A 19434-nucleotide genomic window follows, 5' to 3' on the forward strand; every position below is an offset into this window, starting at 1 on the left:
CGCCCTGTCCCGCCCAATCGTGACCGCGTCGCCTTCGCCCGGCACTTTACCGTCGGGCCACGACGCCGGATCGGACCAGCGCGACGGATGGGCCGCGGAAAGCGCTGCCTGCGCGGGCATGTCCATGCGCGCGTGCGTTTCCTCCGCAGCGGCGTGCGCTCCCACACCGAGCATGACGGCTACAGGAAGAAGCAAAGACAGAATGCGCATGATGTTGACCCCTCCCGCGGGACTGCGAGTCCCGTATTTCTTGTTTGAGGTCGCTTTTGTCCTGAACGAGCCGGTTTGCCAAGCGGCCAGCAGGCGTGCGTCGGGCTGGCGGAGATTGGAATGCCGAATGACGGCAATCAAGTTCGCCACGGCCTAAAGCTGCCAGTCCACAACCGGCCATAAGGAGACGTTCTAGATTACGTCTCGCGGTTCAATGCCCGAAGGGTCAGATCCGACCAATTCACGATCAATAACATGCCAAGAGAAAGTGCAGTAACAATCGGCAAATAGAGCCAAGCACCTTCGTAAACAATTAGGACAAGACACGGCGGTACCAACAATCCTGTAAGCCAAGCCAGTGCGCGGATCGTCTTTATTAGGATCGTTCCAAGTTGCACGACCAAACGCTCCGCCGTGGCACTGGCCTGACCAAGATTCGCTGCCTCAACGGCTTCGGCTCTTGAGTCCAACTTGTCGTTCAAAAGCCCCAACAGCCAAATATGCGCGGCGAACAAGGCCAATACGACGATACCGCCGACAAATATCTTAAGGCCTTCAGGCATTGTGTCGATAGATCAGTCACAAACTTCAGCGTCAACGCCTACCATCGAGGCTTGCCCACGAACGGCAGCTTTGCGAGTTTTTCCCCTCGAAAGGCGACAGTCCGCATTCGGCCCAGGTCTTGCCGATTCAATGGTAACCTGCAGATGACCGGTTTCAGGGTCGGTAGAATTTCGTCCGACGGTGGACTTTTGGGGTGAGGAACTGCTGGTCCGCCTCCGCTGCTCCGAATTCTCGCGCTAGTTTCAACCTGGCTAAAAGGCGGTTTGCTATGAGCCACTAACCTGCGAGTTTGGCGCCCAAAGCAAAGGCGCCGGCTAGCGCTCCGGCCATAGCAATGAGCGCGGCCCAAAATTGAGGAGGTTTGAGAGCGCCAACGAGCTCCGAGATTGTCATCTTGGAAGGATCGATGGTGGCTTCAGTGCTCCGATCCGCGGGCAACTTCGGCTGTCGTTGAGACAAACGGTTTCGCCAGCTTTCTAAGACCCCATTGAAGGTGGCGCTATTAAGGGCTGCCGGGTCAACTGCTAGCTCTTGGACAAACCAGTCGTTGCCCTTTTCCAATAAGCCATCACAGCGCAGGTGCTCATCAACAAGGACGAGCAAAGGAAGCCCTTGGGCGTAAGCCATTGCCGCTTCAATCTGGTTCCATGGCGTAGGCAGAGCGACAACCCCAGTTTGCTTTTCTTTGGCTGACCCACGGCGCTCCAGCCCATCTGTAAAATGGTAACGCTCAAGAGCAATGACCACTGTTCCCGCACAGCGGTTCATTAGGTCAACCACAGCACGCAGAGGTGCATCTGCACTGAAAGTATTTCGCCCGATCGTGCAGGGCACGAGGCCGGCGGCGCGCAGCCGAGCCTCGACGGCGCTAACAAACGCCTCTTGGTCAGGGTTCAAGCCAGTCCCGACGCTGACGAAAATTTCCATACCTACTCGTATCAACCATGGCGGATGATGGCAAAGCTTCCGAAAATCGGATGCTCCTCTTCAGCATCAATGAATGGCCGCTAGAGAGTTGCTTGCTAAAGAGCCGCTCCCCGCGCCTTGACCCTTAGAAGCAGACGGTCTGGAATCGGCCCAGCTGTTGCCGTACGCACAGACTTACCGCCCCTTCGTCGGTCGGCAGAAATTTCTCGGGTGTGTGCGACCACACCATTCCAGCAGCTGACGCAAAATCGCACCTAAGAAAAATGTGGTACCCTTGAGGAATGGATGCCTCGAGTCGTGATACCTATTTGCTACCTGGATTGAGGTCGCCTCCGCCCTCTTGCTCCTAAGCCATTGAAAACGTGGTGAGCCCTGCTGGATTCGAACCAGCGACCTACTGATTAAAAGTCAGTTGCTCTACCGACTGAGCTAAGGGCCCGACCGACGGATCGCTTAGGCAGCGGGCGGGGGCCGGTCAACCGGGCGTGAAGCTGGCGCACGGTCAGGCCGGTGATGGGATCGCGCCAGGCGGGGGCGATCGTGGCGGCCGGGGTGAGGACGAAGGCGCGGGTGCGGAACAGCGGGTGGGGGATCGTCAGGTCCGCCGAGGCGTAAGGGCCGCCGCTCCACAGCACCAGGTCGAGGTCGAGCACGCGGGCGCGCCAGCGCTGGCCGCCGGGGCGGCGGCCGAAGTCGCGTTCGATGCGCTTGAGCAGGGCGAGCAGGGCTTCGCGGTCGAGGCTCGTTTCGATCACCGCCGCCGAGTTCGCGTAGCGGCGGATCGAGGGGCCGATGGGCGCGGTCTCGATCACCGGCGCGGCGGCGGTGACGCGCAGGCCTTCGGCCGCCATCCGCTCGAGCGCGGCCGCCAGCACCTGGCGCGGCGGGCCGAAGCGCGGGTGGCGCTGGTTCGAGCCGAGCGCGATCAGGTAGCGGTGGGCAGGTGCGGCCATTCGTGCGGCTTACCCGCTGGCCAGGTGCGTGGAAATCGCTTTCCTACACACCTTCGTTCTGCTTATGTTCTATCCATGCGGACGAACCCCATGCCACCACTCCAGCCGGCTGCGTGGGTCTTTTCGCGCAGGAAATGTGTCACCCGTCGCTCGGCCCGGAAACCCGCGGAAAGGCGTGGTTCCTTGGGCGACACCAGGGTGACAGGGTCCGTAAAGTGTCACCCCGTTTCGCCCGCGCCGGCGCGGGTGCGACTCGCGCTAGATGTCCTCGCAGATCCGCCCGTAGAGTTGCGGGCGGCGGTCGCGGAAGAAGCCCATGCTGGCGCGGTGGCGGCGGGCGGCGGCGAGGTCGAGCTCGACCACCAGCGCGCCGGTGTCCTCGCGGCCGAACTCGGCGAGCCGGTCGCCCCATTCGTTGGTCACGAAGCTGTGGCCGTAGAATCTCTGCCCGCCTTCGTCGCCGATGCGGTTGGCGGCGATCACCGGCATGCAGTTGGAGACGGCGTGGCCGACCATCGCCCGGCGCCACATGCGGTGGGTATCGAAATCGGGCGCCTGCGGCTCGGAGCCGATCGCGGTCGGGTAGAACAGCATTTCCGCGCCCATCAGCGCCATCACCCGCGCGCTTTCGGGGTACCACTGGTCCCAGCAAACGCCGACGCCCACGCGGGTGCCGCAAACGTCCCACACCTTGAAGCCGGTGTTGCCGGGGCGGAAATAGAACTTCTCCTCGTAGCCCGGCCCGTCGGGGATGTGACTCTTGCGGTAGGTGCCGAGGATCTCGCCCGCATCGTCGATCATCGCCAGGGTGTTGTAGTAGTGCTGGCCGTCCTTCTCGAAGAAACTGGTCGGAATGGCGATTTTGAGCGCTTTCGCCAGCTTCTGCATCGCCAGCACCGAGGGATGCTCCCCGGTCGGCCGGGCGAGCACCCAGAAGCGGTCGTCCTCCTCGCGGCAGAAATAGCCGCCGGAAAACAGCTCGGGCGGGAGGACGATCCTGGCGCCCTTCCCCGCCGCTTCTTCCACGAGCGCGGAGACGGCGGCGATGTTGTCGGCCTCGGCCTCGAGGTTGAGGTGCAGCTGCAGCGCGGCGACGGTGAGCGTGTCCATCGGCGCCGATTAGGGCTTCGCTTGCGGGCTGGCAACGATGCGCGCGCGTGCTTATCTCGGCGGCAAAGGAGACCAGCATGAGCGATAACGAAACCGCCATCCTCGCCGGCGGCTGCTTCTGGTGCACCGAGGCGGTGTTCCGCGACGTGGTCGGGGTGAGCGAGGTCGAGAGCGGATACATCGGCGGCACCGTGGCCAACCCGACCTACAAGCAGGTCTGCGGCGGCCAGACCGGCCACGCCGAGGCGATCCGGGTGACTTACGATCCGTCGGCGATTTCCTACGGCGAGATCCTCGACGTGTTCCTCGGCACGCACGACCCGACCCAGCTCAATCGCCAGGGCAACGATGTCGGCACGCAGTACCGCAGCGCGATCTTCCCGCTCGACGAGGCCCAGCGCGCTGAGGCCGAGGCGGCGATCGCGCGCTGGAACGCCGAGCACGAAGGCAGCCGCGCGGTCACCACCATCGAGGGCCCTGCCGTGTGGTACCCGGCCGAGGACTACCACCAGGAATACTGGGAAGGCGAAGGCCAGCGGAATCCTTATTGCCTGGCGACGATCCCGCCCAAGCTGCTGAAACTGCGCAAGAGCTTCCAGGCGAAAGTGAAAGCCTAGGGCGCGCGCCAGCGGGCGACGAAGAATCCGTCGAGGCCGCCCGCTTGGGCGAGCATGCCAGGGTCGGTGCGCAGCCAGCCTTCGGAAGTGGGTTGCAAGCCGGCGGGGAGTTCGGCGGCGGTTATGGGCAAAGGAGCGAGATAGACGTGAGCCGCCTGGTCCTCACCCTCTTCGCGCTCGAGCGAACAGACGGCGTAGACCAGCACCCCGCCGGGCTTGAGCCAGCGCTGGGCGTGTTCGAGCAGGCGGGCCTGGAGCGCGGCCATCTCGGCAATCTGCCTTGGCCCGATGCGGTGGAGCACGTCGGGGTGGCGTCGGCAGGTGCCGGTGGCGGTGCATGGGGCGTCGAGCAGGATCGCGTCGAACGGCTCGGCCGGCTCCCAGGTCAGCGCGTCGGCGATCCAGATCTTGGCGTCGAGCCTGGTGCGCTTGAGGTTGTCGCGCAGGCGGTCGAGGCGCTTGTCGCTCTTGTCGACGGCGGTGACTTGCCAGCCCGCGCTCGCCAGCTGCAGCGCCTTGCCGCCGGGCGCGGCGCACAAGTCGAGCGCGCGGCGGCCCTCGCCCGGGCCGAGCAATCGCGCGGGGAGCGAGGCGGCGAAGTCCTGCACCCACCACGCGCCCTCGCCATAGCCGGGCAGCTCGGCGACCGAGCTGCCGCGCGGCAGGCGGACATGGCCGGGGGCGAGGCTCACGCCGGGGAGCTTGTCGGCCCACTCGCCGGTCGCGCCGGGGTCGCGCAAGGTGAGGTCGAGCGGCGGCGGCTCGGCGAGGTCGGCGGCAATCGCCTCGCCGCGCTCGCCCCAGCGGGCAGTGACCGCGGGCGGCAGAGTCGGCGCGGCCGGCAGGGCGACGCCGCGCTTGTGCAGGGCCGAGAACACTCCGTGCGCCAGCCGCCGCGGCCCGCCGGCGAGCAGCGGCAGCCCGGTGGCGACCACCGCGTGCGGCGGCGTGTCGAACCGCAGCCACTGGGCCAGCATCATCCGCAGGACGGTGCGCGGCTTGGCGTCGTCGGGCAGGTTGTTCCGGGTCGCGCTGTCGATCAGCGCATCGAGATCGATGAGCCAGCGCAAGACCTCGCCGGCGATGGCGCGGGCGAGCGCGCGGTCGGCGGGCGCGCCCACCCCCCGCGTGGCCGCGGCCTCGGCGTTCTCGAGCGTCTCGCCGCGGCGCAGCACCGCGTCGAGCAACTTGAGCGCGGCGCGGCGCGCGGGCAGTCCGGAGGTATCGGGCATCGCGTCGCGCCCTATCCGCGATTGCATCGCGGCGCCAGCGGGCCCATTTCCATGGCATGAGCAAGCGCGCGATCAAGCGGCCCGACGGCTTCAGGAAGCCCGCGCACTGGAGCAGCGATCCGCCGCCCGAGCCCCGGCCCGGTGCGGAAGCCGACGAGGAGCTGAGTCCGACGCGCTATGGCGACTGGGTCAGGAACGGCATCGCCGTCGACTTCTAATCGCGCGCTTCCTTCGCCAGCAGCTTTGCCCAATCGACCTTCACCAGCACGACCAGCGCAACGAGCATCGCCACCTGGATGGCAATCCCGACCGGACTTGTCAGCGTCTCCTTGAACGTGTCGCCCAGCGTCAGGCCTTCGACCGCTTTCGCGCTGCCGGCATAGATCGCGTAAGCGACCAGCCGCCCGGCGAAGAAGGCCAGTGTGAAGGGCAGCAATCGCACCCCCGTGAGTCCCGCCGCCTCGAACAACTGGGCCGACGGCAGCGGCGACAGCGCGAACAGCCCCAGCCCGATGAAACCGCTGCGCCTGTTGCGCTCGAGAGCCTCTCGCGCGGCATTGAGATTGGCCTTGGCCTTCTGCGAGACGTGATGGGCGAGCAGCCGAAATCCATTCGCCAGGGTGAAACGGCCCGAAGCCGCGGCAAGCGCGCCGAGGATCACGATGATCGGAACCGGCAGGCTCGAATTGAGGCCATACAGTACGATGATCGTCCAGGTCGGCGGACCAAATGCGGGCATCAGGTTTACGCCGAAAACGATAGCGAAGAGGATCAGGTATTCGACCGTCATCAAGACGTCAGGCGATCCAGCCGGACAGCTCGCGCCGCACGATCGCTTCGAGCATGTCCATCCCGGCGTCTCCGGCATTGAGGCAGGCCAGCGCGGCGTAGTGCTCGCCGCCCGCGGCGAGGAATTGCTCGCGCCCGCGGATCGCCAGCTCTTCGAGCGTTTCTAGGCAATCGGCCGCGAACCCCGGCGCGGCGATGGCCAGGCGGCGGGTACCCTTCGCGGCCTCCTCGCCTAGCACCGCATCGGTCGCCGGCTCGAGCCACTTGGCGCGGCCAAAGCGGCTCTGGAACGTCGTCACCATGCGCAACCTGGGGCGGGAGAGCGCTTCTTCGAGCAACCGCGCGGTCTTGCGACACTGGCAGTGATAGGGGTCGCCGAGGTGCAGCGTGCGCTCAGGCATGCCGTGGAAGCTGAGCAGGAGGACCTCCGGCTGGAAGGTCAGCGCATCGAGCTGGCGTGAGAGGTCCTTCGCCAGCGCCTCGATATAGAGTGGATCGTCGTGGTAGGCCGGCAGGGTGCGCAGCGCCGGTTGCCAGCGCATCGCCCGCAGCGCATCGGCCGCCTTGTCGACGACCGTGGCGGTCGTCGCCGCCGAGTACTGCGGATAGAGCGGCGCCAGCAGGATACGCTCGCAGCCCCCGGCCACGAGCTTCTCCAGCTCGGCGGCGATGCCCGGGTTGCCGTAGCGCATGGCGTGGGCGACCTTGACCGCCGCGCCCAGACGCTGCTGCAGCTTCGCCGCCTGCTCCCGGGTGATCGCCGCGAGCGGCGAGCCGGCCTCGGTCCACACCTGCTTGTAGGCATGCGCGCTCTTCTTCGGCCGCGTGGTGAGGACGATCCCGCGCAGGATCGGCTGCCAGGCCCACCACGGGATCTCGACGACCCGGCGGTCGGAGAGGAACTCGGCGAGATAGCGCCGCACCGAAGCGGGGTCGGGTGCGTCGGGCGTGCCGAGGTTGAGCAGCAGCAGGCCGATCTCTCCGCTCGCGACCGGCGGGTGATCCTCGGGAAGGTTTCTCGCGCTCATTCTTCGCCCGATAGCAGCGGGAGGCGGCGCACGCGAAGCCCGGTCGCGGAATAGAGCGCGTTGGCGACCGCCGGCCCGACTGGGGCTACTCCGATCTCGCCGGGGTCGAACGGCTCTTCGTCGCTGTCGATCAGCTCGATCGCGATCTCCGGGCAATCGGCCAGGGAGGGCAATTGCAGCGAGGCGAGGCGGCCCGAGGTCGGCAACCCGCGCTCGTAATCGGTCGCCGAGCCGAGCGCGAGGCCAAGGCCGAAGACCAGCCCGCCCTCGATCTGCTGCAAGGCGAGGTCGCGATTGACCACCCGGCCGATATCGACCGCAGCCGCCAGCTTACTCACTCGCACGCCACCCTCGCCGGTGCTCGCGGTGGCGACCAGCGCGATGCGCCCGCCGGTCTTCTCGTCACCCATCCGGTGACAGGCGATGCCTTGGCCGGCGCCGCCGCCGCCACCGCTCCATTCGCCGAGCTGCGCCGCGCGCTGCAGGCAGATCGCCAGCCGCAGGTCCTGCCCGAGCATCGACATTCGAAAGGCGAGCGGCTCCTGGGCGTGCTGGTGGGCGACCTCGTCGATGAAGCTTTCGACCATGAACGCCGTGTAGCCATGTGCGTTGCCGCGCAGGCGGCCGGTCGGCAGGCCGATCGCCACCGGCACGTGATCGACCGCGACGTTGGGGATCGAATAGGCCGGCATCAGGCCTTCGAGCGCCATCGCGTCGGTTTCGCCGTCGACCGCCGCGATCGCCGCCCAGCCGGTCTTGTTGTCGAACAGCCTCCGCCCGAATTCGAGCGCCGAGGGCGGCGTGGCGAGGCGCGCGCGAAAGGTTTCGATGAACCCGGTCGGGGTGGTGGTGCGCGCCGACAGCACCGCGGCGACTGGCGCCCGCGGACGCAGCTCGAGATGCTCCTGCCAGCGCGACCACACCAGCGAGATCGGCCGCCCGGCCTCGCGCGCGATCAGCGCGGCCTCGATTGCGTGATCGTGCTCGAGCCGCCGGTCGAAGCTGCCCCCGGCGGGCATCGGGTAGAGCACGACGTCGCCGAGCCCGAGCCCGAGCGCCTTAGCCGCCGCGCGGCGCGCCCGCTCCGGCGCCTGGCTCGCGAGCCACAACTGGAGCTTGCCGTTCTCGAACCGGGCGGTGCAACTCGCGGTCTCGATCGTGCCGTGCAGGGCCGGGGCGACGTCGTAGCGCGCGGCAATCGTCAGGGCGCCCATCGTCTCGTCGCCCTTGCCGCGGGTGGCGACGCGCTGCGGCTTGCCGCGCCGCACGCCGCGATCGAGCGCCTCGTCGATCTGCGAGCCTTCGATGGCGCGGGCCACCTTGAAGCGCGGAGCCATCTTGTCGAGCGCCTGTTCGGCGGCCCACCAGGTCTCGGCCACGGCGGCGAGCCACCGCTTTCCCTTGACCACCGCCAGGAGCCCGCGCGTGGCCGCGTCTTCCACTTCGAAAGTGGTCAGCTCGGCCTCGTCGAGGGGGCCGTGGCGGATCGCCGCATAGGCCATGTTGGGCAGCCGCACGTCGCCGGCGAACAGGTAGCTGCCGTCGACTTTCGAAGGCAGGTCGAGCCGCGGATACTCCGTTTGCAACGCCTCGGGATCGGGAAACCGGGCGGCCTTCTCGGCCGGGGGCTCGGAGCGCAGCGGCGGCGGATCGGGCGGGTCGTACGCGGCGGCCTCGCGCGCCAGCTCGCCGAAAGTGAGCGTCTTGCCCTGATGCCCAACCAGCCCGCCGCTGGCGTCGCATTCCTCCCAACGGACGTTCCAGCGATCGGCGGCGGCCATGCACAGCAGCGCCCGCGCCGCGGCGGCGGCCTCGCGGCATGGCTGCTCGTGAGCGGCGAGCGTGGTGCCCTCGGCGGTGGCGGTGAACGCCTCGTCCTGCGCCCAGCGCTTGAGCAGCAGGTCGTCGGGATCGTCGGCGAGGAACGGCACCCCGGGGCGCCACAGCGGCGCCCAGCGCGCGGCGAGCGGGAAGTTCGCGTAAGCGCCGCTGATCGGCGCGGGCACGACGGCGACCTGGCGCCAGTCGGCGCCGAGCTCGCCGGCGACGATCTGCGGCAGCAGCGTGGTCACCCCCTGGCCCATCTCGAGCTGCGGCACCGCCACCGCGACCACGCCGTCCGTGCCGATGGAGAGCCAAGCCCCGAACGCGGTCTCGCCCGGCCCGGTCGAAAGCGGCGCGTCGTAGCGGCGCGGCATGAGCGCCCAAGCGACGAGCAGCCCGCCGCCGGCCGCTCCGCCGATCAGCAAGCCTCGCCGCGAAACATGCACCGGCTAGCGACCTGTCTCGTCGAGCCAGGCGGCAAGCCGTTGGGCGATCGCCGCGAAGGCCTGGCCTTGCGAAGTGTCGTTGGCTGCCGGCGGCTGGCCGGTGTCGCTGGCGACGCGAATCTCCATCGCCAGCGGCACGCGGCCGAGGAACGCCTCGCCCAGCGAGCGCGCCGCTGCCTCGGCCCCGCCCGAGCCGAACGGGTCCGACACTTCGCCGCAATGCGGGCAGACATAACCGGCCATGTTCTCGACCAGACCGACGATCGGTACCCCGGCCTGTTTGAACAGGTTGAGTGCGCGGGTGGCGTCGATCAGCGCCAGGTCTTGCGAGGTGGTGACGATGACCGCGCCGGCCGGGCGGAATTTCTGCAGCATGGTCAGCTGGACGTCGCCGGTGCCGGGCGGCAAGTCGACCAGCAAGACCTCGGTGTCGCCCCAGTCGGCGTCCATCATCTGCCCGAGCGCGCTGCCGACCATCGGCCCGCGCCAGGCGATCGCCCGGCCTGGCTCGACCAGCTGGCCCATGCTGAGCAACTTGACGCCGAACTCGGTTTCAACCGGCAACAGCGTCTGCTCGCGCGCCTGCGGGCGTTGGTTCGCGGCATCGAGCAGCGTGGGCTGCGAGGGTCCGTAGACGTCGGCATCGACGACGCCGACCTTGCGCCCCATCCGCGCCAGCGCGACCGCGAGATTGGCCGTCAGCGTCGACTTGCCGACCCCGCCCTTGCCCGAGCCGACCGCGACGATTCGCCGGGTGACCTTGTCGGCCATCAACGCAACGCGCGCGGTGTCGATGCCTTCGAGCCCCTCGAGGCGCGTACGGATCGCCGCCTCGAGCGCTTCGGCGTCGCCCCGCGACAGGCCCGAGGCGTCGACCACCAGCGTCGCCGTGCCATCCTTCAGCGTAATCGTCCTGACGCGGCCGACCGCCTGGGTCGGCAGGGCTTCCCTGATTTCTTGCTCCGTCATGATCAGGCGCCCTAACGCACCTCCCGCCGCCGCGCAGCGAAAACTTGGGACCGCCCCTGTTTTTCCGCAGGGCGATACTTATAAGGGTGTCGATGGAACGAACGGGCGGGCTGATCGAAAGGATCGCGCTGGCGATGGCGGGCAAGCGCAGCCCTTGGGGCAAGGGGCCGTCCGGCGGCGACGAGGACAATGACGGCGAGGCAACCCCTCCGCCGTCGAGCGAAGAGCCGAAAGGCCCGCGCAATCCGTGGCTGCCCGGCGCTGGCGGCGGCGACGAAGAGAAGCCGCGGCGCTCGGCCGGCATCGAGGACATCTTCAAGCATCGCGGCCGCGAAGGCCCGCGTCGTGGCGGACCCGGCGGACCCGGCGGCGGCTTTCGCCTGCCGCAGCGGCCGGACGGCAAGAGCTGGTTCCCGCTCGCCATCGGCGCGATCGTGCTGCTGTGGCTCGCCGTGACCACCACGCATCAGATCGGCCCCAAGGAACAGGGCATCGTCACCACCTTCGGCAAGTACACGAGCACGCTGCACCCCGGCCTGAGCTGGACGCTGCCGTGGCCGCTGCAGCATGTCGACGTCGAGAACACGAGCGAGTTCCGCATCGAAGCCATACCCGCGGGAAGCGGCCAGCAATTGATGCTGACCGGCGACCAGAACCTGGTCGACCTGAGCTACGTGGTGCGCTGGAACATCAAGGACCTGAAGCAATTCCGTTTCCAGCTGCTCAATCCCGAGGACACCGTGAAGGAAGTCGCCGAATCGGCGATGCGCTCGTCCGTGGCCGAGGAATCGCTCGACAGCATCTTTTCCGGCGCCGGCCGCGCCGACACCGAGGCGGCGGTGAGGCTGCGCATGCAGCAGGTCCTCGACGCCTATCGCTCGGGCATCGCGGTCCAGGGCGTGCAAATCAAGAAGACCGACCCGCCGAGCGAAGTGATGGACGCGTTCAAGGACGTCTCGGCCGCGCAGCAGGAAGCGCAAGGTTACGTCAACCAGGCCGAAGCGGTCGCCCAGCAGGTCCTCGCCCGCGCGCAGGGCGACGCCGCCTCGTTCGACAAGGTCTACGTCCAGTACAAGCTGGCGCCCGAAGTGACCCGCCGAAGGATGTATTACGAGACGATGGAGCGTGTGCTGCGCAAGACGGACAAGGTTGTGGTCGAGGCGCCGGGGGTGACGACCTACCTGCCGCTGCCCGAGCTCAAGCGCCGCGCCGAGCCCGATCTCGGCGCCGCACCGGACCAGGGGCAGTAAGATGGAAAGCGTCTGGCAGAACCACAAGCTGAGCCTGATCGCGCTCGCCGTCCTCGTCGTCGCGGCGCTCTCGACGATAATCGTCGTTCCCGAGACCCAGCAGGCGGTGATCATCCGCACCGGCGAACCGATCTCGGTGGTCAACAAGTTCAAACCCAACCAGCCGTACGGCAGGACCGGCGCCGGCATCTGGTGGCGCATCCCGTTCTTCGACCGCGTCGAGTACATCGACAAGCGCGTCCTCTCGCTCGACATGCAGCCGCAGCAGGTGCTGTCGACCGACCAGCTGCGGCTCAACGTGGACGCCTACGCGCGATACCGCGTGATCGATCCGGTGAAGATGGTGCAGACCGCCGGAACGGTCGAGAACGTCGAATCGCAGCTCGCCCCGATCCTCTCATCCGTGGTGCGACAGGAACTAGGGCGCCGCAGCTTCGCTTCACTGCTGACGGCGGAGCGCGGAACAACGATGCAGAACATTCGCAAGCTGCTCGACACCCAGTCGCGCGAGTACGGCGCGCAAGTGATCGACGTGCGGATCAAGCGGGCCGACTTGCCCGATGGTACACCGCTGGAATCGGCGTTTGCCCGCATGCGCACCGCGCGCCAGCAGGAAGCGGCGACGATCCGCGCGCAGGGCCAGCGCAACGCCCAGATCATCCGCGCCACCGCCGACGCCTCGGCCGCCAAGATCTACGCCGACGCTTATGGCAAGGACCCGCAGTTCTACGATTTCTACCGCGCGATGCAGAGCTACGACACGACTTTCGCCGGCGACGGCGGGTCGAGCCAGATCATCATGTCGCCCGACAACGAGTATCTGCGGCAATTCCGCGGCCGCTGAGCGGGCGACATTAAAGCGCGGTTCAGCCTTGGGCGGCTGAAAGGCGACGACATTTGTAATTCTGGGCGCTGCGGCGCCCGTGAAGAGAGGATAAAGAGGACGTGAAGCCCGTGCGCTATTCATACGCCATCACCTCGGCCCTGCTGCTCGGAGGAGCGGCCATCTCGCTCGCAACCGGCTATCCGGCGGGCGCGCAAGTGGCGCAGAACGACGACCGCGCCATAGCTCGCGTCGTGCCCCGCGCCGGCGCCCCGGCGAGCTTTGCCGACCTGACCGCGCAGCTCATGCCGGCGGTGGTGAATATCTCGACCCGGCAGAAGATCACGGTCAGCAGCAATCCGTTTGCCGGCACGCCGTTCGCCGACTTGTTCGGCGGCCAGGGCGGCAGCGCCCAGCCGACCACGCGCGAGGCGCAGTCGCTCGGCTCCGGCTTCTTCATTTCGGCCGACGGCTATGTCGTCACCAACAACCACGTGATCACCGCCGACGGCCAAGGCAAGGTCGAGCAGATTACCGTCACCACATCCGACGGCACCGACTACGAGGCGACACTTGTCGGCAACGACCAGGCCTCGGATCTGGCGGTGCTCAAGATCAAGGGCACCAAGCCGTTCCCGTTCGTGCACTTTGGCGATTCGCGTCATGCGCGCGTGGGCGACTGGGTGATCGCCATCGGGCAGCCATTCGGCCTCAACGGCACGGTCACCGCCGGCATCATCTCCGCAGTGCTGCGTAACACCGGCGGCGGCGCTTACGAGCGCTACATCCAGACCGACGCGAGCATCAACCGCGGCAACTCCGGCGGGCCTCTGTTCGACATGGATGGCGACGTCATCGGCATCAACAACGCGATCTACTCGCCGACCGGCGGCAGCGTCGGCATCGGTTTCGCTATTCCGGCCGAGATCGCCTCGCCGATCGTGCAAAAGCTGATCAATCACGAGGAAATCCTGCGCGGCTACCTGGGCGTGCGCATCCAGCCGGTAACAGGCGACTTGTCCGACGCACTGGGCATTCCCAACAACCGCGGAGAATTCGTCCAGTCGGTCGAAGCCGGTGGGCCGGCCGAGAAAGCCGGCCTGATGGTCGGCGATGTCGTGCTGAGCGTCGGGGGCAAGGAAATCACTCCCGATCAGACGCTGTCGTACATCGTCGCCAACCTCGCGCCGGGTACGCGGGTGCCGATCGCCATCCTGCGCGACGGCAAGCGCTCGACGATCACAGCGACCGTCGGCCGCCGGCCGAGCGAAGACCAGCTCGCCCAGCAGTATTTCGACCCGAACGCCAAGGGCGATAACCAGACGCCGGCCCCGCAGGGCGACACCGGCAGCGGTGTGCTCGAGAAGGCCCTCGGCATCCGTGCGATCCCGCTGACTCCGCAGATCGCCGGCCAGCTCGGCCTCGATCCGACTACCAAGGGGCTCGTGGTGACGGACGTCGACCCGAACTCGGACGCCGGCCAGAAAGGCATGGACCGGGCGACGGTGATCTTTTCCGCCAACGGCCAGCCAGTCACTACCGCGGCCCAGCTCGAAACGATCGTCAAGAGCGCCCAGGCAGCCGGACGCCCGGCGATCCTGCTGCGGGCCCAGGCCCGCGGCGGTCCGGCGATCTCCGTGCCGATCCGTCTGCGCTAACGGCTCACGCACCAGGCAAATACAGGCCGCGCGCGCGGGGAGGGCCACTTCTTTGGTGCAATAGCTACTGCTGCGGCTGATAACCGCGCGGCGTGGCGTTCGGCGCGGGGCGCCTGGGAGCAGGCTCGCGCGGGACGTTGCTGCCGGTCGCGCGTTCGAGGAAATCGTCGCTTGCCGCCTGGGTGGGCAGTCCGGAAACCGGTGGGCTACTGGGTCGACGTTCGGGCTCGGTCGCGTCGGGAGGGGACGAATTTGCGCGCGGCTGTTCGGGTCCCGGCGGCGACACCAGGTTGCCGTTCTCGTCGATGAAATAATAGTCCTGCGGATCGCCCTGCATGTATTCGTCGTCGGGTTCGAGCTGCCAATCGGGCAGCTTGGCTTCGGTCTCGAATTGCTCGACCGGACGATCTTTCACCGCGACCCGCATGAAATCGGAAAAGGCCCGCGCCGGCGCGGTCCCGCCGTAGAGCCCGCCGACCGGCTTGGCATCGTCACGGCCCATCCACACGCCGGTGGTGATCCCGCTCGAGAAGCCGAGAAACCAGCCGTCCTTGTTCGAATTGGTGGTGCCCGTCTTGCCGGCCACCGGCCGGCCGATCTGCGCGGCCCGGCCCGTTCCGGTATTGACGGCGGTCTGCAGCAGGTCGGTGATCCCGGCGGCGACATAGTCGGGGACGAGCTGGCTGCTGCCCTGCGCCTGGTGCTGGTAGAGCACCCGGCCGCCAGCCGTGGCCACCTTGATGATTCCGTAGGGTTCGAGCGACTGCCCCTTGGCGGACACCTCGGCAAAGGCACGGGTCATGTCGAGCACCCGCACTTCGGAAGCGCCGAGGACCATCGAGGGATAAGTCGAGATCGGCGTGGTGATGCCGAAGCGCCGCGCCATCGACGCGACCGTGCCGAAGCCGACTTCGTTGCCAAGCTGTGCGGCGACGGTATTCTTGGAGTAGGCGAACGCGCTGCGCACGTCGATCTCGCCGGCATAGCCGCCCTCGTTCTTCGGACTCCAGCCGTCGATCGTCACCGGCACGTCCTTGACCTTGTCGTCGGGCCTGTAGCCGGCCTCGAGCGCGGCGAGGTAGACGAACAGCTTCCACGCCGAACCGGGCTGGCGCACCGCTTCGGTGGCGCGATTGTAATTTGTCTTCACGTAGTCGGTGCCGCCGACCATCGCCAGGATTGCGCCGTCGCGGTCCATGCTGACGAGCGCCCCTTGCGCGCCCTTGGGCACGTTGGCGTCGATCGCCTTGGTCGCCGCGTTCTGCATCGCAAGGTCGATCGTGGTCCACACCTGGATCGGCTCGGTATTGCCCTCGGGCAGCAGCAGGTCGAGCTGCGGCAGTGCCCAGTCGGTGAAATAGCGGACCGAGTTCTGCCCTTCCTCGCTCTTGAGATGCACCGTGCTGGGATCCACCGCAGCCTCGGAGGCCGAGATCATCCCCTGGTCGCGCATCAGACCGAGCACGACGTTCGCGCGGTCGACGGCGGCATCGACATCGGCAGTCGGCGAGAAGCGGCTCGGCGCCTTGACCATGCCGGCGATGATTGCCGCCTCGGGAACGGTAATCTCGGTGCCCGGATGACTGAAGAACTTTCGGCTCGCTGAATCGATGCCGTAGGCGCCGCCGCCGAAGTAGACCTTGTTGAGGTAGAGCTCGAGGATTTGCTGTTTCGAGAACTTGGTTTCCAGCGCCATCGCCAGCACGGCTTCGCGCAACTTCCGGTCGAAGGTACGGTTGGAGTTTAGGAACACGTTGCGGGCCAGCTGCTGGGTAATCGTCGAGGTCGCCGACAACCGCTTCGACCCGGTCGCCCAGACGTAGACCGCGCGGGCCAGCCCCAGCGGATCGACGCCGAGGTGATGGTAGAAGCGCCGGTCCTCGACGGCGACCATGGCATCCTTCATCGGCTGCGGGATCTGGTTCCAGCTCAGCCATTGCCCGTAGTTCGGCCCCAGCTCGACGATTTCGCTGCCGTCGCGGGCGCGGACGACGATGGTCTGTCCGTTCTGGCTGCCCATCAACGTGGTGTAGCTCGGCATCGAGCGGGCCGCGAAGAACACCGCACAGCCAAGCGCAAATGCAAGGAGGAACGCGAACGAGCCGCCCCAGACGAGCGCGCGGCGGAGCCAAAGGCGCCAGCCCCTGCCGCTGCGCGAAGGCTTCTCCTGCCGCCGCCGCTCGTTTTCGCGTCTTTGCCTGGAGCGCGAGCCCCGCTTGTCAGCCATCTGGCCCTATCAGCCGTCTAATGGGCGCGTCCCGCCGCCCGGTGTTCTAACGCTGCCGTGCATAGGGCAAACAAAACGCAGCGTTAACGGCCAGGCCGCAAGCCGCGCTCAGTTATCCTCCGGCCTGAAATCGAGCGCGGCGCTGTTGATGCAATAGCGCAGCCCGCCTTCCTCCTGCGGGCCGTCGGGAAAGACGTGCCCGAGATGCCCCTCGCAGCGTGCGCAGACAACTTCGGTGCGAACCATTCCGTGGCCGACGTCGCGATGCTCTTCGACGGCGCCGTCCTCGGCCGGCCGGGTGAAGCTCGGCCAGCCGGAACCGGAATCGAACTTGGCGTCGCTCTCGAACAGCGGCTGTCCGCAGGCGGCGCAGACATATTCGCCGGCTGCCTTATTCTTCTCGTACTGTCCGGTAAACGCCCGCTCGGTGCCCTTCTGGCGCAGGATCGCGTACTGCTCCGGGGTCAGTCGCTCACGCCACTCGGCGTCGGACAAGTGCATCTTCTCGGCCATCGGATTCTCCTTCGGCTGAAATATGGGGTCAGGAGTTCGGATCGCTATATCCTGCCGGCGCGGGAATGCCTTCCATCTTCTCGACCAGCAGCGGACGGAAGCTCGGCCGGCTCTTCATCACGCGGTACCAGCCGTGCGCCTCGTCATGCCCCGACCAGTCGATCCCGCCGAGGTAGTCGGCGACCGAGATCTGCGCCGCGGCGGCGAAATCGGCGAGGGTCAGCTGCGCGCCGGCGAGCCAGCGCCGGTTGTCGATCAGCCAGTCGATGTAGTCGAGGTGCTCGTGCGCAAGCCGCATGGTCTCTCTCAGCAGCTTGGAATCCGGCGGCGTGCGCAGGATCAGCCGCTTCTTCATCCGCTCGTGCAGCAGCGGATGGGTAACCTCGCCGAAGAACTGCTCGTCGAACAGCGAGACCAGCCGGCGGATCTCGGCGCGCTGCGCGGCGGTGCCGAGGATCAGCGGCGCCTTGTCGACTGTCTCTTCGAAGAACTCGCAGATCGCCTGGCTGTCGATCAGGGTCAGCGGCTTGCCCGGGTCGCGCAGCACCGGGGTGCGGCCCGCCGGATTGAGCGCATAGAACGCATCGCTACCTTCCCAGGGATTCTCGCGGACAAGCTCGAAGGCCACCCCCTTCTCGCTGAGGGCGAGGCGGACCTTGCGGCTGAACGGACAGAGGGGAAAGCAATGCAATTGCCACATGGCGGCTCGCCATGCCGCAAGGCGCGCGGCGCGTCTACTGCCCGCTTGAAGTTACAGTTTGGAGGCGTCGAGCGAGGCCAGGCAGTTGGGCATCTGCTTGAGTAACTCGGCCGAATCCTGCAGCTTCGCGGCCTCCGCCTGCACCAGCCTGGCGACGGTCTCGTGGTCGAGCCCGGCCTCGTCCATCAGCTGGACCAGGGCGCGCACGAAATACTCGCGGCCGCGAGCTGTGACGTCGGGAAAGGCGAGCGCTTCCTTGTCGCCGGCATGCTGGCGGCCCGAAACGAGCGCAAAGGTCGCCGAGCAATGCAGCAGGGTTTGCTGCGCAACGGTGAGCTGCGGAGCAGGATGCTGGCCGAGCACCGGAGTGGCGGCAAGCGCGAGGGCGGCGGCGATGAGGATGCGCGTCATGGCCACGCTCCTAACCGAGCGAAGCTGAATGGCAACCGTCAGGTCGCAGGCATGGCGTCCATGGTCCGCACCGGATTGCCCGGGCCCGACTCACGACCGGGAAGGAATTCATTGCAAATCTTGCGCCGGGTGAACAGCCAGCGGCCATCGATCCGCGCGAGCTCGTCCTCGTAGATGCCGAAGCTCGGCAAGGCGATCGAGCAGTCCGGGCCGCCGTTGGTCATCTCGAACCAGAAGCCGGTATTCCACGCTCGGTCGCCCTCAACACGGATCGCCTTCTGCGCAACCACGTGGCGCAGATTGGCCGGGTTGCCGCTGCTGTCCTTGAATATCTCACCGATCCGCGCCTTGAACGATAGCGCCTCGGCGCGGATCGCCTCGCGCCCCTTCGCCACGCCCATGGCCCAGTCGAGTTCGCCGTCTTCGGTGAAGCATTCGGCATAAGTGTCGGCGTCGTGGTAATCCATCGCAAAAAGATACCGGGCCATGAGGTCCTCGATCTCCGCGCGGTCGGCGGCGTAGCTCATTTCTTCGAAGCCACCGCCAGCGCGTCCATGTCACGGACGGGGTTGGTCGGGCCCGACTGGCGGCCCTTGAGGAACTCGTTGAGCACGCGGCGCTTGGCGATCAGCCATTTGCCGTCGAGCTTCACGAACTCGTCCTCGTAGATGCCGTAGGTGCCCATCTTCATGGTGTCCTTGGGGCCGTGGTTGGCCATCTCGACCCACAGCGTGCGACCCCAGGCGCGATTGCCCTCGACGCGGATCGACGACTGCAGGATCACGTGGCGCAGGATCGCCGGCTTGCCGTCCTCGGTGTGGTAGAATTCGCCGATCCGCTTGCTGAAGCTGGTCACCGCCGCGCGGATCGCCTCGCGCCCCTTCGAGGTGCCGCTGGCGAATTCGAGCTCGCCGTCGGGGGCGAAGGTCTCAACGTAGGAATCCCAGTCGAAGTAATCGATTGCGAAGAGGTAGCGCGCCATCAGGTCCTCGATCTCGGCGCGATCCTCGGCATAACTCTTGGAATAAGTCGGCTGCTTGGCGTCTGCGGGCATCGAGGCAACTCCGGTCAAGGTGAGAAGGGCGGCGGCGAAGGCCGCGCGGGCGATGGATTTCGGCATGTGATTCTCTCTCCCCGAGGCGCGTTCGCACGCCACAACTGGCGACAACTTTTCGCTTCGCCT

The 19434-nt window shown here is 67.0% G+C and carries 21 protein-coding genes and 1 tRNA gene; 5 read left to right on the forward strand and 17 right to left on the reverse strand.

Annotated elements, in window-relative coordinates; translation table 11 throughout:
- From G7B69_RS14575 to aguB, 6 genes are all read right to left on the reverse strand, one after another.
- Positions 1-351, reverse strand: a 351-nt coding sequence (locus tag G7B69_RS14575; RefSeq protein WP_166180583.1) for a hypothetical protein, incomplete at its 3' end; no start/stop codon positions are given.
- 56 nt (positions 352-407) lie between these two features.
- Complete coding sequence (locus G7B69_RS14580) at positions 408-773, reverse strand: hypothetical protein (protein ID WP_166180585.1); 366 nt, start codon at positions 771-773, stop codon at positions 408-410.
- 277 nt (positions 774-1050) lie between these two features.
- Positions 1051-1701 carry a hypothetical protein gene (locus tag G7B69_RS14585; protein ID WP_166180588.1) on the reverse strand — a complete coding sequence of 217 codons (651 nt, stop codon included), beginning with the start codon at positions 1699-1701 and terminating at the stop codon, positions 1051-1053.
- Between the two features lie 363 nt (positions 1702-2064).
- A tRNA-Lys gene (locus tag G7B69_RS14590) sits at positions 2065-2140 on the reverse strand.
- Positions 2103-2654: a 2-amino-4-hydroxy-6-hydroxymethyldihydropteridine diphosphokinase gene (folK, locus tag G7B69_RS14595; RefSeq protein ID WP_166180656.1), complete on the reverse strand. Its 552-nt coding sequence runs from the start codon at positions 2652-2654 to the stop codon at positions 2103-2105. Before folK ends, G7B69_RS14590 begins: the two co-directional genes overlap by 38 nt.
- A gap of 258 nt (positions 2655-2912) precedes the next feature.
- Positions 2913-3764 carry an N-carbamoylputrescine amidase gene (gene aguB, locus G7B69_RS14600; protein WP_166180590.1) on the reverse strand — a complete coding sequence of 284 codons (852 nt, stop codon included), beginning with the start codon at positions 3762-3764 and terminating at the stop codon, positions 2913-2915.
- Positions 3765-3841: 77 nt separating this feature from the next.
- Here aguB and msrA point away from each other — a divergent pair, with 77 nt between their 5' ends.
- Positions 3842-4381: a peptide-methionine (S)-S-oxide reductase MsrA gene (gene msrA / locus G7B69_RS14605; RefSeq protein ID WP_166180592.1), complete on the forward strand. Its 540-nt coding sequence runs from the start codon at positions 3842-3844 to the stop codon at positions 4379-4381.
- Here the strand turns inward: msrA and G7B69_RS14610 are convergent.
- Positions 4378-5640 carry an RsmB/NOP family class I SAM-dependent RNA methyltransferase gene (locus tag G7B69_RS14610; protein WP_243415204.1) on the reverse strand — a complete coding sequence of 421 codons (1263 nt, stop codon included), beginning with the start codon at positions 5638-5640 and terminating at the stop codon, positions 4378-4380. The genes msrA and G7B69_RS14610 overlap by 4 nt on opposite strands.
- 29 nt (positions 5641-5669) lie before the next feature.
- Here G7B69_RS14610 and G7B69_RS14615 point away from each other — a divergent pair, with 29 nt between their 5' ends.
- The gene (locus tag G7B69_RS14615; RefSeq protein ID WP_166180594.1) at positions 5670-5831 is read left to right on the forward strand and encodes a DUF1674 domain-containing protein; all 162 of its coding nucleotides are present in this window, start codon (positions 5670-5672) and stop codon (positions 5829-5831) included.
- On the opposite strand, the gene G7B69_RS14620 is transcribed toward G7B69_RS14615, so the two are convergent.
- The 4 genes from G7B69_RS14620 to G7B69_RS14635 are packed head-to-tail and all read right to left on the reverse strand — an operon-like array spanning position 5828 to position 10669.
- On the reverse strand, positions 5828-6403 hold the full coding sequence (locus G7B69_RS14620; RefSeq protein WP_166180596.1) for a hypothetical protein: 576 nt from the start codon (positions 6401-6403) through the stop codon (positions 5828-5830). The genes G7B69_RS14615 and G7B69_RS14620 overlap by 4 nt on opposite strands.
- A gap of 7 nt (positions 6404-6410) precedes the next feature.
- On the reverse strand, positions 6411-7430 hold the full coding sequence (hemH, locus tag G7B69_RS14625; protein ID WP_166180598.1) for a ferrochelatase: 1020 nt from the start codon (positions 7428-7430) through the stop codon (positions 6411-6413).
- On the reverse strand, positions 7427-9700 hold the full coding sequence (locus G7B69_RS14630; protein WP_166180600.1) for a molybdopterin cofactor-binding domain-containing protein: 2274 nt from the start codon (positions 9698-9700) through the stop codon (positions 7427-7429). The genes hemH and G7B69_RS14630 overlap by 4 nt, the downstream gene beginning before the upstream one ends.
- Positions 9701-9703: 3 nt before the next feature.
- The gene (locus G7B69_RS14635; RefSeq protein WP_166180602.1) at positions 9704-10669 is read right to left on the reverse strand and encodes an Mrp/NBP35 family ATP-binding protein; all 966 of its coding nucleotides are present in this window, start codon (positions 10667-10669) and stop codon (positions 9704-9706) included.
- Between the two features lie 92 nt (positions 10670-10761).
- Here G7B69_RS14635 and hflK point away from each other — a divergent pair, with 92 nt between their 5' ends.
- The 3 genes from hflK (at position 10762) to G7B69_RS14650 (ending at position 14400) form a co-directional block, all read left to right on the forward strand.
- Positions 10762-11919, forward strand: coding sequence for an FtsH protease activity modulator HflK (gene hflK / locus G7B69_RS14640; RefSeq protein WP_243415205.1), 1158 nt, complete (start codon positions 10762-10764; stop codon positions 11917-11919).
- Between the two features lies 1 nt (position 11920).
- Positions 11921-12763 (forward strand): protease modulator HflC, encoded by an 843-nt coding sequence (gene hflC, locus G7B69_RS14645; RefSeq protein WP_166180604.1) that lies wholly within the window; start codon positions 11921-11923, stop codon positions 12761-12763.
- Between the two features lie 110 nt (positions 12764-12873).
- The gene (locus tag G7B69_RS14650; RefSeq protein WP_207786042.1) at positions 12874-14400 is read left to right on the forward strand and encodes a Do family serine endopeptidase; all 1527 of its coding nucleotides are present in this window, start codon (positions 12874-12876) and stop codon (positions 14398-14400) included.
- 64 nt (positions 14401-14464) lie between these two features.
- On the opposite strand, the gene G7B69_RS14655 is transcribed toward G7B69_RS14650, so the two are convergent.
- The 6 genes from G7B69_RS14655 to G7B69_RS14680 form a co-directional block, all read right to left on the reverse strand.
- Positions 14465-16627, reverse strand: a complete 2163-nt coding sequence (locus G7B69_RS14655) for a transglycosylase domain-containing protein (protein ID WP_166180606.1) — start codon at positions 16625-16627, stop codon at positions 14465-14467.
- Between the two features lie 108 nt (positions 16628-16735).
- Positions 16736-17140 carry a peptide-methionine (R)-S-oxide reductase MsrB gene (gene msrB, locus G7B69_RS14660; protein ID WP_166180608.1) on the reverse strand — a complete coding sequence of 135 codons (405 nt, stop codon included), beginning with the start codon at positions 17138-17140 and terminating at the stop codon, positions 16736-16738.
- Between the two features lie 28 nt (positions 17141-17168).
- The gene (locus G7B69_RS14665) at positions 17169-17840 is read right to left on the reverse strand and encodes a glutathione S-transferase family protein (protein ID WP_166180610.1); all 672 of its coding nucleotides are present in this window, start codon (positions 17838-17840) and stop codon (positions 17169-17171) included.
- 51 nt (positions 17841-17891) lie between these two features.
- Positions 17892-18251, reverse strand: a complete 360-nt coding sequence (locus tag G7B69_RS14670; RefSeq protein WP_166180612.1) for a hypothetical protein — start codon at positions 18249-18251, stop codon at positions 17892-17894.
- A gap of 38 nt (positions 18252-18289) precedes the next feature.
- Positions 18290-18778, reverse strand: a complete 489-nt coding sequence (locus G7B69_RS14675; RefSeq protein WP_166180614.1) for a nuclear transport factor 2 family protein — start codon at positions 18776-18778, stop codon at positions 18290-18292.
- A complete protein-coding gene (locus tag G7B69_RS14680; RefSeq protein WP_166180616.1) occupies positions 18775-19371 on the reverse strand; it encodes a nuclear transport factor 2 family protein in 597 nt (198 codons plus the stop codon). The genes G7B69_RS14675 and G7B69_RS14680 overlap by 4 nt, the downstream gene beginning before the upstream one ends.
- Positions 19372-19434 lie beyond the last annotated feature (63 nt).

Source organism: Croceibacterium segetis (assembly GCF_011320115.1).
GTDB lineage: Bacteria > Pseudomonadota > Alphaproteobacteria > Sphingomonadales > Sphingomonadaceae > Croceibacterium_B > Croceibacterium_B segetis.

Excerpts from the sequence above, each read along its gene's own strand:
- aguB (WP_166180590.1), bottom strand. The coding sequence starts at position 3,764 with ATGGACACGCTCACCGTCGCCGCGCTGCAGCTGCACCTCAACCTCGAG.
- hflC (WP_166180604.1), top strand. The coding sequence starts at position 11,921 with ATGGAAAGCGTCTGGCAGAACCACAAGCTGAGCCTGATCGCGCTCGCC.
- hflK (WP_243415205.1), top strand. The coding sequence starts at position 10,762 with ATGGAACGAACGGGCGGGCTGATCGAAAGGATCGCGCTGGCGATGGCG.
- G7B69_RS14585 (WP_166180588.1), bottom strand. The coding sequence starts at position 1,701 with ATGGAAATTTTCGTCAGCGTCGGGACTGGCTTGAACCCTGACCAAGAG.
- folK (WP_166180656.1), bottom strand. The coding sequence starts at position 2,654 with ATGGCCGCACCTGCCCACCGCTACCTGATCGCGCTCGGCTCGAACCAG.
- G7B69_RS14580 (WP_166180585.1), bottom strand. The coding sequence starts at position 773 with ATGCCTGAAGGCCTTAAGATATTTGTCGGCGGTATCGTCGTATTGGCC.
- msrB (WP_166180608.1), bottom strand. The coding sequence starts at position 17,140 with ATGGCCGAGAAGATGCACTTGTCCGACGCCGAGTGGCGTGAGCGACTG.
- G7B69_RS14620 (WP_166180596.1), bottom strand. The coding sequence starts at position 6,403 with ATGACGGTCGAATACCTGATCCTCTTCGCTATCGTTTTCGGCGTAAAC.
- G7B69_RS14615 (WP_166180594.1), top strand. The coding sequence starts at position 5,670 with ATGAGCAAGCGCGCGATCAAGCGGCCCGACGGCTTCAGGAAGCCCGCG.
- G7B69_RS14665 (WP_166180610.1), bottom strand. The coding sequence starts at position 17,840 with ATGTGGCAATTGCATTGCTTTCCCCTCTGTCCGTTCAGCCGCAAGGTC.
- msrA (WP_166180592.1), top strand. The coding sequence starts at position 3,842 with ATGAGCGATAACGAAACCGCCATCCTCGCCGGCGGCTGCTTCTGGTGC.
- G7B69_RS14670 (WP_166180612.1), bottom strand. The coding sequence starts at position 18,251 with ATGACGCGCATCCTCATCGCCGCCGCCCTCGCGCTTGCCGCCACTCCG.
- G7B69_RS14680 (WP_166180616.1), bottom strand. The coding sequence starts at position 19,371 with ATGCCGAAATCCATCGCCCGCGCGGCCTTCGCCGCCGCCCTTCTCACC.
- G7B69_RS14635 (WP_166180602.1), bottom strand. The coding sequence starts at position 10,669 with ATGACGGAGCAAGAAATCAGGGAAGCCCTGCCGACCCAGGCGGTCGGC.
- G7B69_RS14610 (WP_243415204.1), bottom strand. The coding sequence starts at position 5,640 with ATGCAATCGCGGATAGGGCGCGACGCGATGCCCGATACCTCCGGACTG.
- G7B69_RS14655 (WP_166180606.1), bottom strand. The coding sequence starts at position 16,627 with ATGGCTGACAAGCGGGGCTCGCGCTCCAGGCAAAGACGCGAAAACGAG.
- hemH (WP_166180598.1), bottom strand. The coding sequence starts at position 7,430 with ATGAGCGCGAGAAACCTTCCCGAGGATCACCCGCCGGTCGCGAGCGGA.
- G7B69_RS14675 (WP_166180614.1), bottom strand. The coding sequence starts at position 18,778 with ATGAGCTACGCCGCCGACCGCGCGGAGATCGAGGACCTCATGGCCCGG.